This is a genomic window from Endozoicomonas sp. SESOKO4, assembly GCF_024606275.1.
Window position 1 is genome coordinate 1 of record NZ_JAHHPS010000426.1, and the last position, 20,478, is coordinate 20,478.

The following is a 20,478-nucleotide window of genomic DNA, read 5'->3' on the forward strand; positions in this document are numbered from 1 at the left end:
CGCCCCCATGGGAATCCCCCACTGATTTCTTGAATCAGTGGGGGAGGATGTCAATAACCTGTAAATAAAACATGTTAACGCTATGCTCTAATGAAGCTTTCATGGTCGGGGGTTGTCGCAAAAGTTTGTGAAACAATCTCGTTAGGCTGGGGAGTACAGGTAATGCCTTACACTTTGCTATCTTTTATCTTCATATTATTTGCGTTGATGGTTGCCTGGTTCAATCGAAAGTGGGGAATCGTTTGCTTCAGCATTTCTCTTGTTCTGATTGCATTGGTTTTTATTCATCATATTTCTGAGCACTTGGAAATTTATCTTTAGAAGTTTGGCGGGTCTAATCATGAACTCATGCAGAGAGATCAATGATTTTGTGAAGTTTGCCAGTGTTTTTGAATTGATAGTCATCTGTCTTCTTCTGGTTGCTGCTTTCTGGTTTCAGTTTGTGATGGGCGAATTACCCTGTCCTCTCTGCATATTGCAGCGGCAGGGAATTTTAGTGATAGCCTCAGGGTTCCTGCTCAATATGAGGTACCACGTTCGACCCGGTCATTACAGTTTGTCGCTGCTAGCGGCTGTCTTGACTAGCTTTATTGCTCTGAGGCAAATTGCACTGCATGTGAACAATCCTCAAGGATATGGTTCGGCTTTGCTGGGACTGCATATGTATACTTGGTTGTATATTCTGTGCTCTGCTTTAATCGTATATATCGCACTGGTCATAGGTTATTCCAGACAGTTTGAATTGCACGCTTATGAGGACGAAGTCTCAGAAGCGAAAAACCCCGAAATCAGATGGTTTTCCCATTTTGCCTTTGCGCTTCTGGTGTTCCTGACTGTGGCTAATATCGTTTCAATTTTCTTTGAGTGCGGGCTTGAGCAGTGCCCGGACAATCCGGTGCGTTATATCCTCTGAGCTTTGGCCATGAGATGGAGTGCGATTGTCCTCGGGATAAACATCTGGGGTGACAAACACCCGGGTCGTGAATGACAGGTCACGATAGGGCGGGTTAGGGTAGATCAGCTCGACAAAGCTGGCTTTCCAACCTTTTTCGGGGGCTTTCAATGCGACATCTGCCCGACAGCTTTCACGACAACGGAATGTGAGTGTTTCAGATTTAAACTGGCTGACCTTTGGGTTGTCTGAAGTGGTTCGGAAATCTCTGGCTTCAGGATTTGTTGCAGTCCACAGTTTCATGGCTTTGGGAGGCATTGAGGCTTCGACTTTCAGGTTTAGTTTAGAGACATCCCAGCTGATCTTGGGCATGGGGCGATCTTTAATGATGGCTCCGTAAAAGGATTCGATGCTTTCACTCACCAGTGTTTGATCCATTCTGAGAATGTAATGCCTCAGGTCTGGAAGGAATCTCAGCCATTTTTCGCCTTTCAGGTCATCGAAGTAAAAGCGGCTGGAGTCGGGTAAGAAAAAATCATCGCCGGTGGCATTAATGATGTACTTCGGCATGGTTAGCAGAGGGAGGTAGGAATAGGGGTCGACCACCTCCATTAGCTGAGTCATAGGCTGGGTGCCGATTGTGTGCATCAGAGAGTAATAGTCTTTGACAGCCGGAGCCCAGCGTTGGTAACTATTGAAGTGGTGTCGCATACTCTCTTGCAGATTAAGAACATCGATGACCATGGGTATGATGGCTGACACTCTGTTATCCATTGCTGCGGTCAGCCAGACTGTCCAGCCTCGTTTTGATCCTCCGGCTAATACAAAATGCTCAATTTTAATGTGCTTCTCTTTCATCAGTGCCTGAATCGTATCCATGGCCCGAATGGAAGCCCTGACCATGGGTAATCGGAGTGGCCAGTTATAGTTTTTCCCCGGGTTATCAATGAACTTTTGCCAGCTATAGGCCATCAGGCCATCTTCCTTGAGCGGTTTGCCATCACCAAATCGCAAGAACTGGTTTGGAATGTCTTTCAGATCAACGACGATCGACCGGGTTCTGGCGGCTATATGAGAAAATTGCAGGGCATCAGTGCTCCTCTTGTTTCTATCGGGCTGATCTTCGGGCCAATGGATGATGCCGCCATTGATAAAGAGTAGAGCAGTGGTGGAGCTGACTTTTTCCGGTATATACACCTTGATCCGATGCTCCCAGACCGGATCAGAGACTTTATCCTGTTCTCCGATAGTCCAGCGCAGAGACTTCATACGGACAGGGTAGACTTTGACCTTCAGCTTCTTTCCATCCAGCTCGACGCGCTCTTCAGTCGCAGCTGCAGCACTCCATTGATAATTCTTATCTTCTTGTTTCAGGTAACAGGGCAGTACGTCACGAAAGTGTTTGCCAAGGTAAGAGGGGTTACAGTTGTCAGGAGAGACTTTCAGGTGATCTCTGGCATGAGCCTGATGCTTTAGAAGCATCAGGCATAAGCAGAACAATGCCAGTAAGCCAGCCTGAAAACTGGAGACGAATTCTTGTTCTTTTGCCATTTTGTTACTCTTTTTTTTGCAATTTCATTGCAGTTCACAGGGGTGTTAAATCAGGGCTTCCTGCTGCCAGCGTTAACATGAAGTCTTTCAGCTTTAATTCATGATCTCTCTGGAGTCTCGCCTTGGTATTACTGCCGACAAACTTATTGCAGGCTTCTGAATCAAGATTCAGGCAGGCCGAAACTCTTTTTTGATATCGAGTGTGGTCTTCAGCCTTTACCCAAAGGCTCTGACCGGGCAGAAAACTGTACTCCAGACTGTTGCGTGCGAACTCAATAATCTGATCAAAGGACAGGAGAGCGCCGTCGCTGGATTGATTAGGGCTGAAGCCATAGACGGCTTCTACAAACTGACTGGTCAAATCGACTTTTAGAATCCCCGGATCGTCAGTAGCCAGCGCCACTGCAACATTGCTATTGACATAAACAGGAAAGGGGTGTCCGCTGTTGGGCCCGATATCATTCAATCGCTGGTCGCTGGTGAAAGGAATTTCAACAGCAATGTCATTATCCAGCATGGTTTTGAGCAGCTCAGCACTGCAGTTGACGTATTCTTCATTGCCGGAGCTGGACTGCTTCAGGCAGTCCTGTGCCATTAGGCTGATCCCGTGGCCTATGCGTTTGGGCTGAACGATATTAATAGCGTCTGCCAAGGTGGTTCGGTAGTAAAAATCTTCGACTGTGGCTTTGACCAGTTCTCCTGCATGCAGGCTAATATGCTCTTTCACCAGAGGGTATTTTTTGTGGTTTTTAAGAAAACTCAGCATTTTCATATGGCTGAGGTAATCGTTCAGTGCCGTATCATTATTTTCAGCGCCGTCTATGTTGATGCCCAGCACTTGAGGATCGCTGCCAGAGAGACTCAATTGAGCCAGTTCAAAGGCAAAGATCATCTGGGCGTAAACCCGGGGCAGGGGATCGGTCCGGTGAATTTCGTGTAGAAACCGAACGGTGACAGAACAGGCAGGTTGAGAGGGGCTATGAGAGCAGTTCAAGTGGTCGTCAGAATCTTTCAAGGCATCGGCTACCTCTTTGGCAGCTGCCTTTAACTGGGTTTGAAAATCGGGCTGGGCACTCAGTCTGGTACGAAAGTCTTCCAGACTTTTGGAACTGTCCGGGTCCGGTGCGGGCAGGTTGGTGATGAGGGAAAACAACTTGTCAGGCCCGTTCGCTTCATTCCAGTAGATAGTTGATTCAATGTAAGAAAGTCCATCAACAGCGGCCTTTTTACGTATAAGTGAAATGAAACGGGCATCTATTCCATCGAATAAGGCTTTCACGATAGCAAAGTAGTCGAAGAAATGCTTGTCACGGATCTCAAGCGTATCGTTGCTGTCGGCAAGCGTTAGCTGCCTGATCAGAGCTGCACGGTTTTCTTCATTACTGACGTATGCGCTCAAGGACTGTGCACAGCAATCACACGGGGCCATGTGATGGTCCTTATAAATGCAAAACTTTCGTTCTATCGCGATATCAATGATTTCTTCGGGCTCGATGGCCCCCATCAGGTGATGATGGAGATCGCCGCCTTTGGGCAGTCGATTCATAAACGCCTGAAGTTCCGGACGGTTGTTACGAATACTCTCCATGAAATCACTGGTTCGCTTATGGCCCTTGGTAAACCCGGAAATCTCATACTCAGAGGATGAAAAACTGGTGTTGGCAGTTAAGAGCATCATCACCAGAGCAAATCGAAGAAGAATATCTGAAGTCATAATTGATCAATAGTCACTGTTGAGGATTACAGTATAGATATATTTTAAGTGCTCATTTCTGATTCGGGTGAGGTCTGCTTGTAGCTGTGTGCATCCTTTCCTGATTAGCCACCATGAAGCAGAAAAAAGAGTTACTATAGCCACGCAAGTTATCTTCCAAGGTTTCGCTTATGACATTAAAAGCCCCTGCTATACTCCTGCTGGTTCTGTTACTGGGTGGTTGCTCCACGCTGGGCTGGAAAGCGGGGCATATGGCCAAAATTAAGTTTGATCTCAATGAACTCAACAAGGAGGGTCTGCGAGGCTCAGGTGATAACTTGACAGCGGTGTCTTATGAATTCTGTATTCCGGACAAGATTGAGTACGTTGATCAGGTCATGGCGATTGATCCAACGCTGGTTGTTTACCGGGCGTCGCCGGGAAAAATACAGTGCCGATCAGCAGAGTATCTGGCAGTTGGTGACACCCATCAGCTGGATTTTTATGAAGTTCTGAGAAAACTGGCAGAGCTGGATTATGTAAAGATTATTCAGGAAGCGACGTTTGAGTAAGTGTAAAGGGCCCAATTTGGCTGGTCAGCTGGCAACAGAAGAAGAAAATCTTCTGGTCAGAAACCCGTTATTGCGAATCTTCTATCAGGGATTGGCATTGCTTTGCATTGTTCTCGGCATCATTGGTGCCGTGCTGCCCCTCATGCCAACGACCGTGTTTCTGTTGCTGGCAGTGTGGCTCAGCGTTCGGTCTTCACCCAAATTGAATCGGTGGTTGCTGGAGCATCCAAGGTTTGGTCCGGCCCTGAAAGAGTACCTGCATGACAGGGCGCTCTCACCCAAAATAGGGTGTCGGGCTCTGGCGCTCCTGTGGCTGGGCATAGGGATTTCAGTCTGGCTGGTTCCTCAGGTTTTTCTGAAAGTGTTGTTGGGGCTGATTGCTCTGGCGGTGAGCATTTATCTTTGGATACTGATGCGCAGATATCAACAACAGTGAGTCAATGTAACAATGACCTTCAAAAACATGCCACGGCCAAGGAGGGTGTCGCAAAAGTGCTGCGCTTCGCTGATACCGCGTTAAAAAGTGGCTCAAAATGCTCATTTACTCGCTGTAAACTGCGCTTTTTCGCCACTTTTTGCCTTGTCACAGCTTTGCTCGCTACTTTAGCGACACCCTCTAAGAAGAGGGGAACAGGTCGTTCTGGTAGCCAGTTCCTGATCAGGGCTCTGACTATAGTAAAGGGAAGTAATAAGTCAGGGCATTATCATGGAGTTGAGAAAATGGGTACTTGGCGCCGCTATTTTGCTGATTCCGATTGCAGGATACGCAAAGCCAATTTACAAGTGTCAGGTTAATGGCGATGTGGTCTTTACAGAAGAGAAGTGTGACAGCAATGCCAAACCAATTGAGCTCAAGGGGTTGGCGGCACCGCTTGAGCCATTTGATATCGATAAGTTGCGGGGGATGGACGAAAAGTTACGCGTCCAGATGATCGAAGATCGCATTGCTCTGAGGCAGAAGCGGATTCGGACCTATCGTAATCGTATGCAGAGCGAGCTGAAAAAACTTCAGGGAAAAATCAATAAAAAGACCCTGGAGAACAAGAGCCTGCCCCGCAACAGTGTTCAGGAAAAAGAGCTCAATACTCAACTGAAGTCTATTGCAGACAATGTTGAGCTGGATACCAGGGGAACCCTGTCTGATCAGATGAATGCGGTTGTAGTCCGTTATAAAACCCTGATTGAAGCGGAACAATTTCAAATTGAACTGTTGTTGCAGGAGCTCAGGGTTAACCAGATGATGCATCAGAACACCTCCCGGAATCCCTGAAATTTCTTGTAAATTCACTTGCAAGCTCTGGGTACCGGGTTCACTATTCACTCCGATGAAAATCGTCAAAAATGTGCTTGATGCCGGTACTCTTTTAGGGGAATGTCCCCGCTGGCATGAGCCCACGTCTACCCTCTACTGGGTTGATATCACCGGAAAGTCTCTCAACAGCTGGCAACCAGAATCCGGCGCCCGGCAGTCGTTGAGTCTGCCTGAAGAAATAGGCTGTTTTGTGTTCAGGGCGTCTCATGGGCTGGTAGCGGCCTTGCGTTCCGGCTTTGTATTTCTGGATTCCATTGAGTCGGGTCGAATAACTCCTATTTGTGACCCGGAGTCTGATAAACCTCACAATCGCTTGAATGATGGTCGTTGCGATGCTTTGGGGAGGTTCTGGGTGGGATCTGTTTATCCACCGAAAGACAAGTCGGATGCCTGGATCTACATGCTGAATAATCAGCTGGATTGCCAAAGAAAGGCAGGGCCATTTTTAACCAGTAACGGCATCGCTTTCAGTCCGGATAATCGAACGATCTACTATGCGGATTCACCTGAGCAGATTATTTACGCCTGCGACTTTGATCTTGAAAGAGCAGTGTTGAGCAATCGCAGGGTGTTTCATCGATTCCCCGCTGGAAAGGGACGTCCGGATGGTTGTGCTGTCGATGAAGAAGGTTGTTACTGGACAGCACTCTTCGCTGGCGGAGCAGTTGTCAGATTATCGCCCGGCGGGGTTCTTTTGGAGACCATAAGCTTACCCGTTAAATATCCAACCATGGTCGCTTTTGGTGGTGATGATTATTCAACATTGTACATCACCAGTTGCCGTCAGGCCTGTTCTGATGAGGAGCTGGAGTTGTATCCTGAGTCAGGCTCTATTTTTGCTGTAAAGACTGGAGTCAGGGGGCTGAAAGAAAATCGGTTTGCCGTTTAGCAAAATCATCAGTCAGAAAAGTTTCTTTTACTGATAACCACCGCTTCAGTGTCTGTTAATTTCTAATAGAATCAGAATTCCTCATAGTCCCATTCGTGTATTTTCCTGTGCAGATTTGTTGTTGATTGATCCATGGCAGTTTTAGTCGAGGAATGAATCGCTATAGTGCGCCGTGAAAACCTTTGCGCAAACCTTTTACTGAATCTTGGGAGACAACAGTCAATGTGAGCCCGATGGCCATAAGCTTTCTTTTGAGAAAGGCTCGTTGAAACAACGAACGGTAGCCAGTATGAAAAAGACCGGACTTCTCAGCTCAAAGCTTTCCGGGGCCAACCTGGCTATTCCTGAAGGTCAGCCCGGCTCTCATCCGGCATTGCTATCACGGTCTGACAAGATAAGGTCGGTGAATATCCTAGGCTCTTTGCCCGCCAAAGAAACGCTGCAATGGCAGGGTGAAAATAGAGTGATGCTGGTCTGAAAGTAAGTTGTAGCCGCTTGAAAACAGAGTTCCTTTCCTGCTTACATTCATTGAAAACAAGGTCTAAGAGTTCCTCTCTTTGTCAAGCAACGGGCTACTATTTTAAATGACGGTTCCTTAATGATGTCTGTCGTTAATGGCATGAGTCATCCGGTCAATGAGGCTGCTTTGAAGGATGGTTTCGCGCACAGTAGCAGAGTTCCAAAGTCAGACGATAGCTCTCCACTGTTGAAATCTGCCCGAATGTTTTTTCATGTGAGGGGTGAAAACGAAGCTATCCTTAACACGCCTGACTCTCCTAAGGTTTAAGAAGTACAAACTCATGAATTACACAAAATTCTTTAAAAGGCTTCTACTGCTCATGCTGTCGTGTTTCGTAGGGATGCAAGTGGCTAATGCGGAGCTTAACAGTCACGCCAACGAACACGCCGGCATCCCTTCGTCTGTGTATAGTGCTAACTGCCCCTATAACCAGATATGCACTGGCGATATCGTGCTGATTAGCATGGCTGATTTCAGTGCGTATAGGGATATTACCATGCTCCGGACCATGGTTTTTGTTGCGAAGGACGCATATAACCTGTCAAAAGGTTACTCTCAGGTGGCTAGCATCGGACCATTTTTAAATGGTTTTTACTATCGGGTAAAACCCAGTAAGACTTATTACTTCAGTGCTACCTACTACTATAGAGAATCAGGTGGTCACGTGGAACACGTCACCCGGGATTTCTATTTTAAATCCAGAAATGATGCCCATAATCCGGGCGGATACGGCGAGGATGGACCTATATACGCAGGTGAGCCTGAACTCATAGGGCTTCCGTCGATACCAAAATGCCATCGTGAAACAGCAGGGGAATTCTGTACCAACCAGGTAGTTCACATCTTCTGGAATAATGATCGAGGCCCGGGCAAACGCATACAAGACATTGACCTTTTCATTGATGACCAACACGTCAAACACGAGCATGGATCCTATTATAAAGATGGAGGCAATTTCCATGACTTCTACTACGTACTCCCTGCTTCGAAATACAATGGAGCACCGGTAAGTTTCCTTGTTAAGTGGCAAGTCTTGAACACGGATGAAACCTCTCACTTTGAAAGCTCGCAAACATTGGTAAGCAAATATACGCCAGAATGGGCCTCTGCATGTCGGCTACATGACTATTGGCTAAGATGTCAAGATCGTTCATCTGGTCGCTAGGAGTCTGTAAGCGTCCGTTGATAGAGCAGGCTGCTGAACAGTTTGCTATCTGGCGTAATGTAAGACCTGACACAAAAGAAGTTTTGGCAATGCTTCGTCATGAACAAAGTGGAAATGCCCTGTCATAGAGAAGCCTTTCTATTGATAGAAATCTGAATATGGAAAAATCTGCAATGGCATCCTTTCCTACCGAAGAGTTCCTGCCCGGAGATCTTGTTTTTCAGCTGCGAGCAGGAGGATAGGCCTAGTGGGGCATTAGCCGGTTGTTTTCTGGCCGAGATAGCATAGCCATTAACCATGTAGGTCTCTAAGATGGTGATGGGCAGATTATTGAGGCTATTATGCCCGGGATCACAAAATCATCGGTCGATGATTCTGTGAGTCGCTCTGTTGTCGATAACCATGGTGGCCCCTGTATTCTGATATGCCGACTCCAGCCTGAGTATCATCAATTGATTATTCCAGCTCTGAAGACCGCAAAGGTGATGGTCTTGTGCTGGACTTTCGGTGTCTGAAAACATGAGTCTCTGCAGTCTGGAGCAGTTCCAGAGTGCCAGTGGCAAGACCGGTCGCAGCCGGGACGGAGTCGGTTCAACACTTCATTAAAGCCTTCAATATCAAGATATCTACGGCTAAACAGCTGATCAAGAATCTCAGTGGTGGCAACCAACAAAAAGTGGCGATCGCCAAAGGTTTGATGATCAATCCAAGAGTGCTGATCCTGGATGAGCTAACCCGTGGTGTCGATGTTGGTGCCAAGAAAGAAATCTACCAGTTAATTAATGAATTCAAGAACAAGGGCATGAGTATTTTGCTGGTGTCGTCTGACATGGCAGAAGTTCTGGGCATGACTGAACAAACCCTGAAGGCAGTTGCGCTCAGCCCTGAGCTTACGAGCAGCCCTGAGCCCGTAAAGAGCAACGGTGGCAAGTTCCGCATCAATAAAGAATTCCTGTTCGAGTACAAATCTGTCATTGCTCTGCTGATGATCATGGTGGCCGTCTCAATGATCAGTGACAGCTTCTTCAGCACCAACAATATGCTGAATATTCTACGACAGACTTCCATTAACGCCATCATTGCGGTGGGTATGACCTTCGTCATCCTGACCAGTGGTATCGACCTGGCCGTTGGCTCCATTCTGGCACTGAGTGGTGCTCTGGCGGCAACCCTGATTGGCATAGACTTCAACATTATGCTGGTGGTGACCCTGACTCTCGCAGCTGGTGCTGCCATGGGAGCCATGAGTGGTTTGATAATTGCCAAGGGAAGGGTTCAGGCGTTTATAGCAACACTGGCGACAATGACTCTGCTCCGTGGTGCCACAATGGTATTCACCGACGGTCGTCCCATCTCTGCCAGCAGCGGTGCTGCTTCTGATGCGTTCTCATTTATCGGCAGTGGCTACTTGTTTGGTATTCCTTTCCCGATTTACCTGATGGGATTCACCTTTTTAGCAGCATGGTTCGTGTTAAATCACACACGACTGGGTCGTTACGTCTATGCTCTGGGTGGTAACGAAGCTGCTACTCGTCTGTCCGGTATCAACGTCGATCGTATCAAACTGGCTGTTTACTCCATTTCTGGCGGTCTCTCCGCCCTGGCAGGATTGATTGTCACCAGTCGTCTGGCTTCGGCTCAGCCTACAGCGGGTAATAGTTACGAGCTGGATGCAATTGCTGCGGTAGTGCTGGGTGGAACCAGCCTGACAGGTGGCAGGGGACAGATCACCGGTACTCTGGTTGGTGTGCTGATCATCGGTATCCTGAACAACGCCCTGAACCTGCTCAATGTTTCTTCTTACTATCAGTTGATTGCCAAGGCTCTCGTTATCCTTCTGGCTGTCCTGGTAGACACTCGTTCCTCCAGACAGTCTTAAGAACAAGGCTACTTTCCGTCGTGGAAGTGGTCGTCTGCCAATATAAGGCCGGAATAAACCGGCCAAACAATCGACCACGAGGTTGTTCTCCATGATTTTCTCCATGAAAAAAACATTAGCCATTGCCCTGACTGCAGGTCTGGCTCTGACAGGTTGCAGCAAGCCTGAAGAAGGCACTACGGGTACGGAATCCTCTGACGCTTCCGGTCAGAAATCGATGGCGCTGGTGGTGTCTACCCTGAACAACCCTTTCCTTGTCACCCTGAAAGAAGGGGTTGAGAAAAAAGCTCAGGAGCTGGGCTATGACTTGGTGATTCTGGATTCCCAGAATGATTCTGCAAAGGAAATGACCAATACTGAAGATCTGACGGTGCGTGGTGTTGATGCCATCCTTCTGAACCCTACTGATTCAGACGCTGCAGCTAACTCTGTGCGTGCTGCCAACCGTGCTGAAATTCCGGTAGTTACTCTGGATCGTGGTGCTAATGGCGGCAATGTGGTGTCTCATGTGGCTTCCGACAACATTGCCGGTGGTGAGATGGCCGGTGAATTTATTGCCAGTAAGCTAGGCGGAGAGGGTCAGGTGATTCAGCTGGAAGGTGTACCGGGCACGTCCGCTGCTCGTGAGCGTGGTGAAGGTTTCATGAAAGCCATCAAGGGCACTAACCTGGAGCTGGTGGCCAGTCAGCCAGCCGACTTCGACCGTACCAAAGCTCTGAACGTTACCGAAAACCTGCTACAGGCTCATCCGGATGTTAAAGCCATTTTTGCCCAGAACGATGAAATGGCACTGGGTGCCCTGAAGGCCGTACAAGCTGCGAAAAAAGACGTCATCGTCGTAGGTTTTGATGGTACGGATGAAGGGATCCAGTCTGTTCAGGACGGTGGTCTGGCTGCCACCATTGCCCAGCAGGCATCCATGATTGGTGAAATGGGTGTGGAAACTGCGGATAAAGCTGTCAAGGGCGAAGAGGTGGCAGTCTATACACCGGTTGAGCTGAAACTGATTACTAAGCAGCCCTGAGCCGATAATGAGTATGACCAGACCTTTGGACTGATCATAGAAGCGAAGATAGAGATAGATTCATGACCAAACAGATTCTTGTTCTTGGCAGTGTGAATGCAGACCATGTACTGAAAGTAGAGTCTTTTCCCCGTCCCGGTGAAACTGTCACCGGCAGTCGCTACGATGTTATTCCCGGTGGTAAAGGTGCCAATCAGGCAGTAGCGATTGCCAGACTGGGTGGCAACACCCGCTTTCTTGCCTGTGTAGGACAAGATGCTTTTGGTCATGAAATTATCGACAAGTTCGCAGAAGAGGGTATTGATACTTCCCTGATTGAACAGGTGGAAGGCTTAAATACCGGTGTCGCCTTGATTTTTGTCGATGGGCGTGCAGAAAATTGCATTGGTGTTGCTGCTGAAGCTAATGCAGCATTAACCTCTGAGCGGGTTCTGGATAAGAAAGCCGGGATTTACGGTGCTGACTACCTGCTCATGCAGTTGGAAACCCCGGAAGCCTCTATTCTCGAGGCTGCAAAAGTGGCGCGCAGCAACGGTGTTACTGTTGTTATCAACCCGGCACCCGCACGTCCACTGTCTGATGAACTGTTGGCCAACGTTGATACCATCACGCCCAATCAGACAGAAGCAGAACTGCTGACAGGTGTCACTGTCAATGATCCGGAAAGTGCCTGTCAGGCTGCCTCAGTGCTCCATGACAAGGGAATTTCAACGGTTGTTATCACTATGGGAAGAATGGGTGCGCTGATTTCTGATCAAACGGGTGCTCGAATGGTTCCCGGTTTTGAAGTATCAGCAACCGACACCACCGCTGCAGGCGATACGTTTAATGGTGCACTGCTAGTGAAGCTGGCTGAAGGATTGGATATAGACAGTGCTGCACTTTTTGCCAACGCCGCAGCAGGCATCTCTGTGACTCGCAGTGGTGCGCAGACATCTATCCCGGGAAGGGATGAAGCAGAACAATTTCTGGCAGAACGCATTGCGCATTGCTCAGAAGTACAACAGATTGTGGCAGAACGGTAAGAGAACAGCGCTATGACAACGATCAAGGATGTTGCAAAGCAGGCAGGAGTTTCCATCTCAAAGGGCGGTTACGAAGCGACCCGTCACCTTCTGGATAAGGGGCATCGCTCCATTGCCTGTATCAGTGGTCCGACAAAGTTATCACCGAGTTCACAGCGACTGGCAGGTTATCATAGGGCATTGGAAGAGTTTGGGATACCGGCCGGGATTGGCTGGGTTGTTGAAGGGCGTTTGACAGCAGAGAGTGGTTTTTTGGCAGCCAATCGTCTACATCGCCGCCATTGACCACGATTCATCAGCCTAAGGCTGAGCTGGGCAGGCTGGCTGCGGATACACTGATTGCACGTATAGAAAACCCGGGTCAAAAGCCTGAGGTAAAAACGCTGCGTTCAACATTGGTTGAACGTCAGTCTGTTAAATCAACGCTGTAAATCCGGACTATAAGTTTTTTCATTCAGACAGCCATGAATACAGATACAATCCTGAGTAGTTCCTGATGAATAGTTCCTGACTATTGTAAGAAAAATGATTGCCAGAATAAAAAGTGAGGATCGAGAGGCCAATGAATCAGTTAGAGCAACTCAAGGGTATGACAAAAGTAGTGGCAGACACCGGCGATATCGAAGCCATTCGTCGATACCGGCCCGTGGATGCTACGACTAATCCATCCCTTATTCTGAAAGCGGCAGAGCTGCCTGCCTATGAGCCACTTTTTAACCATGCCCTGGAGCACGGCAGATCCAAATCTGATGATAAAATGGCACAAGTCAGGCATGCCTGTGATTGGTTGGCCGTAGCGATTGGTAAGGAAGTCCAGCAGGTCGTACCGGGTGTTGTCTCAACAGAAGTCGATGCTCGTTTATCCTTTGATAAAGATGCGACCATTGCCAAAGCTCTTGAGCTGGTTGCCTTATACCGTGAGCAAGGCGCTGACCCTGAGCGTCTGCTGATCAAGATCGCCTCTACCTGGGAAGGTATTGAAGCTGCAAAGGTACTTGAACAGGAAGGCATCCGTTGCAATCTGACTCTGCTGTTCAGCTTTGCCCAGGCACAGGCCAGTGCTGAGGCCGGTGTATTCCTGATTTCTCCATTCGTTGGCCGTATTCTCGACTGGCACAAAAAAACAGAAGGTCGTGACTTTAAAGCGGCTGAAGATCCGGGTGTTGTTTCTGTGACCCGCATATACAACTACTACAAGCAGCATGGCTATAACACGGTGGTCATGGGTGCCAGCTTCCGTAACACGGGTGAGATTATTGAACTGGCGGGTTGTGATTGTCTGACTATTGGCCCGGGCCTGCTGGATGAGCTGGAGAAAACAGAAGTGACTGTTGTTCAGAAACTGTCTCCGGAGAACGCAACCTCCAGTCATAAAAAAGTGATACTGAACGAACAGGCGTTCCGCTGGGCTATGAACGAGGATGCTATGGCCACGGAAAAACTGGCCGAGGGTATTCGTAACTTTGCCAGGGATCAGGTGAAGTTGGAGCGACTGGTTGAATCCAGGCTGTAATGCTTTCAGAAAAAAACGACATCAGACCTTAAGCAGATATCGAAATACTCGGTATCTGGTTCAGGCTTTCCGGAGTAGTTTGGGTCTTCCATATTGGCATGGCAGGCAACTTTCGTTTTATGTATGGCACACTGATTCACAGACTCACTGGGAGGCGCTGCTATGAAACCCGGGACACCTTTTTATCCTCCAGACAACTATTCGTCATCACGGAGCATAATTTCCAGCCTATGGCTGGTTTTTGTGCTGCTGGTATTTTGCACGGTCGGAGTAAAAGCGGCTTCGACTGAAGCGCTCATGGATATGGATGAAGCCTACGGCCAGTTGGAGCAAAAACTGAATCTCACCGACGAACAAAAGCCCAAGGTAGAAGCCATCCTGAAGGAGAGCAGGGCGGTTATTAAAGAGATTCGGGCCTCCGACGAGAATCGGCTAAGTAAAGCCAGGGCGCTCCGTAAAAACAGGGATGAAACCAATAAGAGACTCGCGACGGTATTGAACGATCAGCAGATGCAAACCTATCGGGAACTTCGTAAGGAAATGCGGGATAGGCTGAAAGAATACCGCGGTCAGAAAAAGTCTGAATAGATGTTCAAGGATAAACGTCAGGAGTCACCCGAACGCCTGACGTTAAGATCAGATCCGGATAAGACGCATTGTCAAAAGCCAGCTCAATGAAGAATGCAGTCCATCCATTTTCAGGGGCTTGGGGGCAGAATTGATAGGTCCAGGGTCTTGAGTGGACAGGCGTTATGTGAGTTGCCTGAAAACGTATACCAGCTTGTTGCAGTACATCTTTTCGGAAGTCTCTGGCGTCGGGGTTATGGCAAACCCAGACACGCGCAAGCTTAGGTTCAAGGCTGGTTCTGATTTCCAGGCCACCGTCATCCAGCAGTCGCCAGTTCATGGCGGGCATGTCCTGCTCCGAAATCAGCGCACCAAAGACAGAAGCCATAATCTCATCGATGTTCACAGCACTATCCCGGCCCAGATAATGGCTGGCATTCGGCAAGTACCTGAGCCAGGTTAATTCAGATAATTTCGGATAATAGAAACGGGCAGAGTCCGGTGGAAAGAACTCATCGCAACTGGCGTTAACAATAAACGTGGGCAGGAAGAGCTGATTTCTATAAACAAAAGGGTCGATATCATTGAGCAATTGCTGCATACCCGGAGAGTCCAGCTTTGACAGAATGTCATGATCATTGTCGGCATAATCGCGAATGGCACTGGCAAAGCCGCCGTAAACATTCAGATGATGATGCATACAGGCTTGTATGTTCAGTGCATCAATCACCATTGGAATAAGAGCCATGACCCTCTGATCAGCAGCTGCCGTCAACCATGAAATCCAGCCCCGTTTGGAAGCCCCGGCGATAATGAAATCATCTATTCGGGTGGACCCTTTTTCACTGAACTTTTTACTGAACTCACACAGGGCATCCATGGTTCGGATTACACTCTTAACCATGGGCCACTGGACGGGCATAAAGCCGTTGTTTTCAGGATCTTCCAGAAAGGCTTGCCAGGAAAAAGCAACAAGATCATCTTCCGACCTGGGAACACCATCCTGAAAGGTCAGAGGCTGGTTGGGCACGTCTCTGAGGACGGCTACCGGGGCTTTAGTGAGTTGGCATAATCGTGCACCATCGACGTTATGTGAGGGTGTGAGTTCAAGGGATGGATCGTGCCTCGATCCTCCATGAATCATTAGCAGACAGGGGTTGTCTGAACCTTCTTCAGGCCAATAGAGCGTCAGGCGGTGTTGCCATTCGGGTTGACGGAGACCAAAGCGAATGCCCTCCTGCCAGGTCTGGGAAATAAGTTCTAAGTGACTCATTGTGACGGCTGGAAACTCGTCAGAATGACAGGTTTCAAGGCAGCGCCAGCTGAAGTTGTCATCTTCTCTATTCAGGAAGTCCAGAAATTCAGGATTCAATGCCAAGCCTCTTGGTTGCTGGAGTTCATTTCAGTGTCATCGGCGGTTATTGATAGAATACAAGCGGGTATTCATTTTGTAGTCAGTCTATCGTTTTTGTGGAAAAAAAATTTGATCTGGCGAACTTTTTTTGTTCCTACAGGGTCGAAGAGAGCAGTAAACATTTATTTATTGGGTACAGGTTCTGGTTAAAGCCAAAAAATCGGCTAAACATTATCTTGCCTGATCATGAAGTTTCTGGAGTCTCATGTGCTGATTGTTGCCGAAACCCCCCGACTGATCCTTCGAACCTGGCAAGAAGCCGATTTAAAGCCGTATGCCGATATCACGGGATCGGTTCAAAAAGAACCGCGTTATGGTGCTCACTCCCCCGCCTCTGAAGCAGAAACCGACCTCTGGCGTTTTCAAATCGAACTTGACCAGAGGGGCTGGTCTCGTTGGGCGGTTGTGCTTAAAGAGACTTACCAGCTGATTGGCAGCTGTGGATTTTCAGCCTATGGCGATACTGTCGAAATGAGCTGGCGATTCAGTCAGGAGTATCGTGGCCGCGGGCTGGTGATTGAAGCGGCTGAAGCAGTGACCGACCTGGGGTTCAGAAGATTGGGCTTCAAGGAAATCATCTCTTTTGCTTCACCTCAGAATGAATTTGCCCTTGATGTGATTGAATCATTGGGCATGAGTCTGGCGGGGTATGAAGGCTGGTGTAATGTAACGGTTGCCCGGTTTACTCTGAGTTCGGCAGAAGCTCTCAGTCCCCACCATTAGGATTGCTTCCGGATCGGAGATATCTCTCGTGTATTGGTTGGCAGTCTCGCCAGTCTGGGAACCCGTTGTAAACGGGCTTCCCCTAAAGCGAGCACTTTTCCGAACGATCATTCAAGCTGAGAACAATAACGGAGTCGCATTACATGACCTATCGATTTGTACACTTCTCTGATCCCCAGTTAGTTCCGGCGGGAATGTTGAATTATGACATTGACCCACAGGCAAGGTTGAAGCACTGCGTCGACACACTTTTGCAGCAAGTGCCGGAATCCAGCGCTTGCATCATCACAGGTGACCTGACTCACTGGGGCGAAAAAGAGGCCTATAAAGCCTTGAAAGAAGAACTCGACAGGTTGTCTTTCCCGGTTTACTGCCTGATGGGCAATCATGATCACAGACAAAATTTTCTGGATGTTTTCCCAAACCATCCAAGGCAGCAGGAGGGCTTTATCCAATTTACGGTTGAGACAGAACTGGTCAACCTGATCTGTCTGGATACGCTGGATGACAGAAAACGCAGTGGGGTTCTCTGCGAGCAAAGACTGGCATGGCTGAAGCATGAACTGGAAGCTGCAAACAAACCGGTTTGTCTGTTTATGCACCATCCTCCATTTGAAACGGGATTGGCAAGCATGGACAGGGACAATCTGGTCAATTCAGAAGCACTCAGGTCAATGATTCAGCCCCACAAAGAATGGATCAGGCATTTGTTTTTCGGTCATTTGCACCGCTCTGTTTCGGGTCATTGGCAGGGAATCAGCTTTTCATGCCCACCTTCTCTGGTTCATCAGACACCTTTTAATTTTGATAACCCCAAGCCTGACTCTGTTTCGCCAGAGCCTCCAGTTTATAACCTGGTAGATATTCATCCCGACAGACTGGTTGTCCACACTCACAATTTTTTGCATGATTCTCCCACTATTAACAGCAGAGCCTGTCAGCGCTATCAAAAGCCTCTGGACCCTGAATTATGAAATTTAATGAACCTGCACTTCTGAAAAACTGGGAAAAACGTTTTGTAGAATTTCTGCAAGACCGGGATTGCGAGGATGCCTCTCACGACATTTCCCACTTTCAGCGGGTCTGGAAAACGGCACAACAGCTGATGGATGAAGGCCATTTTGACATTAACCGGCTGGTGGTTCTTGCTGCCTGTTATTTTCACGATATTGTTGTGTTGCCAAAAAACCATCCGGAGCGCTCGAAAGCTTCCACCCTTTCGGCTGAAGAGACTGAAGTTTGCCTGAAATCTCTGGCGTTTCCTGAAGACCTGATCGCTGCCGTGTGTCATGCAGTAAAAACTCACAGTTATTCCGCTAACATCCCCCCTGAAACTTTGGAAGCTGAAGTGGTTCAGGATGCGGACAGGATGGAAGCCCTTGGGGCGATTGGCATTGCCCGTTGTTTTTATACGGGTGGCAAGCTGGGCCAGAAACTGTTTGATCCCGAAGACCCTATGGGGAAAAACAGGACACTGAACGATCGTCAGTACTCACTGGATCATTTTGAAATCAAGCTCTTGCAGATTCAGAAGACCATGAAAACAGAGCCCGGGCGCAACATGGCAGTTCGTCACAGCGACTTTTTGCAGTCCTTCCGAACTCAGCTGTGTAAGGAGCTTTCAGGCGACTACAGCTAAATAAAGTCTTGGTTTTTTTTGTATCTTTGTACTATTAACCTCTTAGCAATCTGCTTATACTTTCCGGCAATCTTGTCGGAGCGCCACGGGCTGAGACCGAAAGTTTTTTTTTCGGAATCCGTAGAACCTGCTCAGGTTAATACCTGCGAAGGGAACAAGATGGCCTATCCGGCAAGCTATTTCGAAACAGTCGTGAACTGGAAAACAGTCTTGAACTGGAAAACAGTCATGAACTCAACGTGAAGGATACTGAAACGATGGCTTGCGAGAAAAATGCGTCCGGTTTTGACCGGCAGTTACTGATGGACGCCTGTCGCCCCTTTCCCAACTCCCAAAAAACCTATGTAACAGGCAGTCGCGAAGACATTCGTGTCGGTATGAGAGAAGTTCATCTGCACGATACCCCTGAGCGTTTTGGTGGCGGCAAGAATGAACCGGTTCGGATTTATGATACGTCGGGCAGCTACACAGAGAGTGGTGTTCCTCATGATTTGAATGAGGGCTTGCCAGGTTTGCGCTCAAAGTGGATTGAAGAAAGAGCTGATACTGAGCTGCTCAACGATCGGTCCTCAGAATTTGCCCGCTCCCGTCAGTTTGATCTGCGTCTGCAGGAGATTCGCTTCAAAGCACTGAGAACACCCCGCAGGGCCAGGGCGGGCCAAAATGTCTCACAGCTGTATTACGCCAGACAGGGGATAATCACTCCTGAAATGGAGTTTATTGCGATTCGTGAGAATATGGGGCGTGCTGAAGGCTCTCACATCACTCCTGAGTTTGTCAGAAAGGAAGTCGCTGAAGGGCGGGCCATTATCCCGGCCAACATTAATCACCCTGAGTCCGAGCCCATGATTATCGGGCGTAACTTTTTGGTGAAGATCAATGCCAATATTGGTAACTCTGCGGTGACCTCTTCCATTGAAGAAGAAGTTGAAAAGATGCTCTGGTCTGTTCGCTGGGGTGGCGATACGGTGATGGACTTATCCACAGGCAAGAACATCCATGAAACCCGTGAGTGGATTATCAGGAACTCGCCAGTGCCTATCGGAACGGTGCCTATCTATCAGGCTCTGGAAAAGGTCAAAGGCAAGGTGAAAGACCTGAACTGGGAAGTCATGAAGGACACCATCATCGAGCAGGCAGAACAGGGCGTGGATTACATGACGATCCATGCCGGTGTCCTCAGGGAACATGTCGCTAAAACCAGAAACCGGGTGACAGGTATTGTTTCCCGGGGGGGAGGTATTCTGGGGCAGTGGGCAGAGATGCATGATGCCGAGAATTTCCTTTACGACAATTTCCGTGAGCTGTGTCAGATCTGTCAGGCGTACGATATCAGCCTGTCTCTGGGTGATGGTTTGCGACCTGGTTGTATCGCCGATGCCAACGATGAAGCGCAATTTGGCGAACTGAAAACCCTTGGGGAACTGACAAAAATTGCCTGGGAATACGATGTTCAGGTCATGATTGAGGGACCGGGCCATGTGCCCATGCACCTCATTAAGGAAAACATGGAGATGCAACTGGAGCACTGTCATGAAGCGCCTTTCTATACCCTTGGGCCTCTGACGACCGATGTGGCACCGGGCTATGACCACATTACTTCAGGTATCGGAGCTGCCATGATCGGCTGGTATGGCTGTGCGATGCTTTGTTATGTCACACCCAAAGAGCATCTCGGTCTGCCTGATAGAGATGATGTAAAAGCAGGTCTGATTGCCTATAAAATTGCCGCTCATGCTGCTGATTTGGCCAAAGGTCATCCCGGTGCCCAGATACGTGATAATGCTTTGTCCAAGGCGCGCTTTGAATTCCGCTGGCTGGATCAGTTTAACCTGGCTCTGGACCCCGATACGGCAAAAGCCTATCACGATGAGACATTACCTCAGGAAGGTGCGAAGGAGTCAGAGTTCTGCTCCATGTGCGGACCTGATTTCTGTCCCATGCGGATGACTCAGGATGTTCGCGAACTGGAAGAAACTGCCTGAAAATAAACGCTGGGAGTCAGTCGTCTGGCTGACTCCTTCTGACCTGTCGAGTATATGACGTAACCACTGCTTGCTAATCTTTTGGGAGTGCTTTGCTGAATCCAGGAGGTCATAG

Annotated in this window: 23 protein-coding genes and 1 riboswitch; of the genes, 19 read left to right on the forward strand and 4 right to left on the reverse strand. The window is 48.5% G+C overall.

From position 1 onward, the window contains the following. The first annotated feature begins 162 nt into the window (after window positions 1-162). Together KDK16_RS13575 and KDK16_RS08355 are read left to right on the forward strand one after the other, a co-directional pair. The gene (locus KDK16_RS13575) at window positions 163-321 is read left to right on the forward strand and encodes a DUF5993 family protein (protein WP_368736464.1); all 159 of its coding nucleotides are present in this window, start codon (window positions 163-165) and stop codon (window positions 319-321) included. A gap of 19 nt (window positions 322-340) precedes the next feature. Continuing rightward, window positions 341-913 (forward strand): disulfide bond formation protein B, encoded by a 573-nt coding sequence (locus KDK16_RS08355; protein ID WP_257275584.1) that lies wholly within the window; start codon window positions 341-343, stop codon window positions 911-913. On the opposite strand, the gene KDK16_RS08360 is transcribed toward KDK16_RS08355, so the two are convergent. Next, on the reverse strand, window positions 851-2,443 hold the full coding sequence (locus KDK16_RS08360; protein WP_257255379.1) for a PhoPQ-activated pathogenicity-related family protein: 1,593 nt from the start codon (window positions 2,441-2,443) through the stop codon (window positions 851-853). The genes KDK16_RS08355 and KDK16_RS08360 overlap by 63 nt on opposite strands. Window positions 2,444-2,477: 34 nt before the next feature. Beyond that, window positions 2,478-4,157, reverse strand: coding sequence for a hypothetical protein (locus KDK16_RS08365; protein WP_257275585.1), 1,680 nt, complete (start codon window positions 4,155-4,157; stop codon window positions 2,478-2,480). Window positions 4,158-4,327: 170 nt separating this feature from the next. On the opposite strand from KDK16_RS08365, the gene KDK16_RS08370 reads away from it, so the two are divergent. From KDK16_RS08370 to KDK16_RS08390, 5 genes are all read left to right on the forward strand, one after another. Beyond that, window positions 4,328-4,708, forward strand: coding sequence for a hypothetical protein (locus KDK16_RS08370; protein WP_257275586.1), 381 nt, complete (start codon window positions 4,328-4,330; stop codon window positions 4,706-4,708). Next, window positions 4,701-5,144, forward strand: coding sequence for a YbaN family protein (locus KDK16_RS08375; RefSeq protein ID WP_257255382.1), 444 nt, complete (start codon window positions 4,701-4,703; stop codon window positions 5,142-5,144). Before KDK16_RS08370 ends, KDK16_RS08375 begins: the two co-directional genes overlap by 8 nt. A 270-nt stretch (window positions 5,145-5,414) precedes the next feature. Continuing rightward, entirely contained in the window at window positions 5,415-5,978 is a 564-nt protein-coding gene (locus KDK16_RS08380) for a hypothetical protein (RefSeq protein ID WP_257255572.1), read from the forward strand. 55 nt (window positions 5,979-6,033) lie between these two features. After that, window positions 6,034-6,909 carry an SMP-30/gluconolactonase/LRE family protein gene (locus KDK16_RS08385; protein ID WP_257275587.1) on the forward strand — a complete coding sequence of 292 codons (876 nt, stop codon included), beginning with the start codon at window positions 6,034-6,036 and terminating at the stop codon, window positions 6,907-6,909. 265 nt (window positions 6,910-7,174) lie between these two features. Beyond that, window positions 7,175-7,387, forward strand: a complete 213-nt coding sequence (locus KDK16_RS08390; RefSeq protein WP_257275588.1) for a hypothetical protein — start codon at window positions 7,175-7,177, stop codon at window positions 7,385-7,387. Window positions 7,388-8,081: 694 nt separating this feature from the next. Here KDK16_RS08390 and KDK16_RS08395 read toward each other — a convergent pair. Beyond that, complete coding sequence (locus KDK16_RS08395) at window positions 8,082-8,390, reverse strand: hypothetical protein (RefSeq protein ID WP_257275589.1); 309 nt, start codon at window positions 8,388-8,390, stop codon at window positions 8,082-8,084. 176 nt (window positions 8,391-8,566) lie between these two features. On the opposite strand from KDK16_RS08395, the gene KDK16_RS08400 reads away from it, so the two are divergent. From KDK16_RS08400 to KDK16_RS08430, 8 genes are all read left to right on the forward strand, one after another. Continuing rightward, window positions 8,567-8,722, forward strand: a complete 156-nt coding sequence (locus KDK16_RS08400; protein WP_257255567.1) for a hypothetical protein — start codon at window positions 8,567-8,569, stop codon at window positions 8,720-8,722. Window positions 8,723-9,150: 428 nt separating this feature from the next. Continuing rightward, window positions 9,151-10,473 carry a ribose ABC transporter permease gene (rbsC, locus tag KDK16_RS08405; protein WP_257255566.1) on the forward strand — a complete coding sequence of 441 codons (1,323 nt, stop codon included), beginning with the start codon at window positions 9,151-9,153 and terminating at the stop codon, window positions 10,471-10,473. A 91-nt stretch (window positions 10,474-10,564) separates the two neighbouring features. Next, complete coding sequence (gene rbsB, locus KDK16_RS08410; RefSeq protein WP_257275590.1) at window positions 10,565-11,497, forward strand: ribose ABC transporter substrate-binding protein RbsB; 933 nt, start codon at window positions 10,565-10,567, stop codon at window positions 11,495-11,497. Window positions 11,498-11,559: 62 nt separating this feature from the next. Next, a complete protein-coding gene (gene rbsK / locus KDK16_RS08415; RefSeq protein WP_257275591.1) occupies window positions 11,560-12,522 on the forward strand; it encodes a ribokinase in 963 nt (320 codons plus the stop codon). 12 nt (window positions 12,523-12,534) lie between these two features. Further along, entirely contained in the window at window positions 12,535-12,807 is a 273-nt protein-coding gene (locus tag KDK16_RS08420; RefSeq protein WP_257275592.1) for a substrate-binding domain-containing protein, read from the forward strand. Then, on the forward strand, window positions 12,804-12,953 hold the full coding sequence (locus tag KDK16_RS13580) for a substrate-binding domain-containing protein (protein ID WP_373690953.1): 150 nt from the start codon (window positions 12,804-12,806) through the stop codon (window positions 12,951-12,953). The genes KDK16_RS08420 and KDK16_RS13580 overlap by 4 nt, the downstream gene beginning before the upstream one ends. A gap of 131 nt (window positions 12,954-13,084) precedes the next feature. Then, complete coding sequence (gene tal / locus KDK16_RS08425) at window positions 13,085-14,035, forward strand: transaldolase (RefSeq protein WP_257255562.1); 951 nt, start codon at window positions 13,085-13,087, stop codon at window positions 14,033-14,035. 243 nt (window positions 14,036-14,278) lie between these two features. Further along, window positions 14,279-14,623 (forward strand): Spy/CpxP family protein refolding chaperone, encoded by a 345-nt coding sequence (locus KDK16_RS08430; RefSeq protein WP_257255561.1) that lies wholly within the window; start codon window positions 14,279-14,281, stop codon window positions 14,621-14,623. 4 nt (window positions 14,624-14,627) lie between these two features. On the opposite strand, the gene KDK16_RS08435 is transcribed toward KDK16_RS08430, so the two are convergent. Further along, window positions 14,628-15,974: a PhoPQ-activated pathogenicity-related family protein gene (locus tag KDK16_RS08435; protein WP_257275593.1), complete on the reverse strand. Its 1,347-nt coding sequence runs from the start codon at window positions 15,972-15,974 to the stop codon at window positions 14,628-14,630. 228 nt (window positions 15,975-16,202) lie between these two features. Between KDK16_RS08435 and KDK16_RS08440 the strand changes: the two genes are divergently transcribed. The 4 genes from KDK16_RS08440 to thiC all read left to right on the forward strand — a co-directional run bounded on the left by KDK16_RS08440 (window position 16,203) and on the right by thiC (window position 20,363). After that, on the forward strand, window positions 16,203-16,739 hold the full coding sequence (locus tag KDK16_RS08440; protein ID WP_257275594.1) for a GNAT family N-acetyltransferase: 537 nt from the start codon (window positions 16,203-16,205) through the stop codon (window positions 16,737-16,739). 143 nt (window positions 16,740-16,882) lie between these two features. Then, on the forward strand, window positions 16,883-17,713 hold the full coding sequence (locus KDK16_RS08445) for a phosphodiesterase (RefSeq protein ID WP_257255557.1): 831 nt from the start codon (window positions 16,883-16,885) through the stop codon (window positions 17,711-17,713). Then, window positions 17,710-18,378: a phosphohydrolase gene (locus tag KDK16_RS08450; protein ID WP_257255556.1), complete on the forward strand. Its 669-nt coding sequence runs from the start codon at window positions 17,710-17,712 to the stop codon at window positions 18,376-18,378. Before KDK16_RS08445 ends, KDK16_RS08450 begins: the two co-directional genes overlap by 4 nt. 66 nt (window positions 18,379-18,444) lie before the next feature. Then, a riboswitch (TPP riboswitch) is annotated at window positions 18,445-18,549 on the forward strand. A gap of 86 nt (window positions 18,550-18,635) precedes the next feature. Beyond that, window positions 18,636-20,363: a phosphomethylpyrimidine synthase ThiC gene (gene thiC / locus KDK16_RS08455; RefSeq protein ID WP_306670773.1), complete on the forward strand. Its 1,728-nt coding sequence runs from the start codon at window positions 18,636-18,638 to the stop codon at window positions 20,361-20,363. The last annotated feature ends 115 nt before the right edge of the window (window positions 20,364-20,478 follow it).